The organism is Microcystis sp. M109S1 (assembly GCF_020247025.1).
GTDB lineage: Bacteria > Cyanobacteriota > Cyanobacteriia > Cyanobacteriales > Microcystaceae > Microcystis.
The window spans coordinates 1-2,989 of the sequence record NZ_JADBRW010000450.1; the positions used below are offsets into that span (position 1 = coordinate 1).

The window sequence follows — 2,989 nt, forward strand, 5'->3', positions numbered from 1 at the left end:
CGATACAGTTCAAAACCTCTAAAATACTTGGTTTCTCTGGTACTTGGTGCTGAGAATTTTTACCTATAGGAGCATTCCCCTATAGAACCCCATAACTCTAGTTTTCAAGGTGCGTTCATCCGGCGATGACTGGGTTTTTCCAGCGGTTGCTTACCCTGCCCGCTATTCTTAATATCATACATCATATAAAGTCGCCCTAAAAGGGCGAGGCTTTAAACCCAATTTTTCGATAAACTACGCCTACTCATTAGTTTGAGGTAGGCGTTTTTAGCTAAGGAAGTCTCAAATTAGTTAGGGCCTTTTGCGGAGGACAAAACCTATTCCTCCTAAAGTAATTAAACCGATAACCATAGAAGGTTCAGGAACTTTGCTAAAAGTTAGGCTACCTTGTCCCGCAATACCCAAGCGAGTAGTATAGGTAAAAGCCGCTTCACTGAGGTTAAACAATCCGCTAGTCAGGGCAAAATTAGCGATGGGAAAGAAAGCATTAGTAGAGGTGACACTATAATCAATGCCAATAAAAGTCCCATCGAAATAATTGGCCACGGGAGGGGCATCGGCCGAAGCGAGATTAAAGCTATGGCCGAGGAGATTAAAACTAATATTGCTCAAGGGGGTAGATTCAAAATCTACGCCTGTAATCGCCCCATCATCGAAACTAGCTGAACCAGAATAAGTCCCGGTCAGACTTCCAGAAGTTATAACACCTTGAAAATTGTAAGTGATATTTGCCGCTTGCAAACTATTGACATTAACACCAAAATATGCTAGGGCTAAACCTGTGATCATAGCAACTTTATTCATGGGAATTACTCCTTAAAAAAACTCAGGTGGGCATTGATAGCCCACCAAAAAAAACTAGAATAGGAAATTGGCAAGGTTATTCAAGGCTGCCACCGCAACGTTATTAATTAACGCTAGGGATAAAGGACTGGCAGCAGTTCCAAAACCATCAGTATCGATATTGAGAACCGTACTGCTACCACGACCAGTAAAAGTGATATAACCATCAGCAATGGGATTACTGCCGGTGTAATTCAAACTATTAAGCAGTTGTGTGAGAACAATTTTGTCGCTGCCGACGGTAAAATCAGTAATAGTATCACTGCGATCGCTAAGACTAACGTAAACAAAGAAATCATTACCACCTAAACCAGTTAGGGTGTCGCGACCTTGGAACCCGACTAAGACATCATCACCGGTAGTACCCACTAGATTATCAATGCCGGCCGTACCCGAACGAGTAGAACGCAAAACTTCATCGCTGCGGAAATTGAGGTTTTGCAGACGGGTATCAAATTCTCTGCTCACATCTTCCCCTAAAAAGGGTTGATTGAAGAAATTCGCCCGTAAATACTCCGCAAAAGCGTCCTGTTCCGTACCATCGGGGGCAAAAGTTGCGTTACCAGTGAAGTTGGGTGTACTGCCTAGCAAATTGACGCGATTGCGCTGGGGAATGGTATAACCATCACCGCCATCAAGAAGAAAAGAAAGAGTCACCATGCGGAAGCTACGATTAGCATCACCGATAATTGCGCCATTTTGCGCCACCACATCGATAACTGTGCCGTTTTCATCCTTGATTACCAAAGATTTTATCCGACTGCCGGCGGGGTCATCAAGGTCGAAACTGAAGGCCATTCCTCCCACTTGCGGGAAACGGCCTTGGGAATTAGCAGGGTCGTTTGTACTAGCCGCCAGACCGTACTCCAAAATCCCCTTTAATTCACTAGCGGTGACAGTGGTGAGACTGAGGGAATTATTAAAACTGAGGGCATTTTTAATCGCTACTTCCGAAATTCCCCCGGCCGGTTTCACTCCGGGTACTTCTTCCGGTGCTACCCGTACTGCTTCCGTACCGGTGGGAACGATGATACTGCCAATGCTATTGCGAATACCACCGCCATTTTTCAGGGAAATAACCACGTTAGCATCGGTTTTTTTGGCCTCAGCTAGGTTAGCATCGGCGGTAATATTGCCGAGATTGGTTTCCTGTTGACGAACTCCATCTAATCCTGTCCCCGACCGTTGACCGTTGAGGAAAACTCGCGTAAAACCGAAGAAATTGCCTTCTTGAGCGTTAATAACCTCTCTGAGGGAATTGGTAATTGCCCGAATTTCGGGGTCTTCTAATCCTGTTCCCCCCACTTCCGTCACCCCTTGGGCATCGGTGGCGTAAGCGCCGCTAATATTGGGATTGTAGTTTTCGGGAATGATATGACCATTGCTATCAAAATCGATAACTAAGCGCCCGACGTACTTATAATTGGCATCGGTATTAACTACCGCTACGGGTTTTCCGTCCGGGTTAGTTTTGACAATGGGGTAAACGCCCTGGAAGGTGTCTCCGGCTCGTAAACGGTCATTTTCGTCGGTTAAACGAGTATGGGAACCACCAGCTACAATAATATCGACATTGCGTAAACGTTCTGCTAGGGCCTGTTCGATCGATAATTGTTGCATATGGGCTAACAAAACGACCTTATTCATCCCCGGATTAGCGGCCAAAAGTGCATCGACGGAAGCTTGAATAATGGCCGCTAAAGCATCAAGGTCATCTGGATTAGCAGGAGAAACTCCCACGTTACCCGGACTGGAAATTGAGCGTAAAATCGGGGTAGTTGCCCCAACAATGCCAATTTTCTGGCCATCGGGCAGAGTAATCACCGTACTCTTAGCGATTTTATTAGCAATGGTACTCGCTTCCTGACCATCGGCAGTCACTAAACTGGCTAAGTTGGTATCGGGGGCAAAATTAAGATTAGAACTGAGATAGGGGAAATTTGTACCCGGATAGTTGCCACTGGGAAGAATTAAATTACGGACAACTGCTGTACCTTGGTCAAATTCTTGACATCCTCACCGCCGTAAACGGACGGTGATTCCCAAACCTCACGATTTGGGTTTCTGCTTCTTTCCCGAAGGATTTTTCGCACCTGCCTTAACAGATTTACTCTGTTCTGGTCTTATGGTCGCTCTACAGACTGAC

General features: G+C 45.6%; 2 protein-coding genes. Both read right to left on the reverse strand.

All coding sequences use genetic code 11. From position 1 onward, the window contains the following. Positions 1 to 291: 291 nt before the first annotated feature. Positions 292 to 804, reverse strand: a complete 513-nt coding sequence (locus tag IM322_RS22035) for a PEP-CTERM sorting domain-containing protein (RefSeq protein WP_287676663.1) — start codon at positions 802 to 804, stop codon at positions 292 to 294. Between the two features lie 54 nt (positions 805 to 858). Continuing rightward, positions 859 to 2,724: a 5'-nucleotidase C-terminal domain-containing protein gene (locus IM322_RS22040; protein ID WP_287676665.1), complete on the reverse strand. Its 1,866-nt coding sequence runs from the start codon at positions 2,722 to 2,724 to the stop codon at positions 859 to 861. Between the last annotated feature and the right edge of the window lie 265 nt (positions 2,725 to 2,989).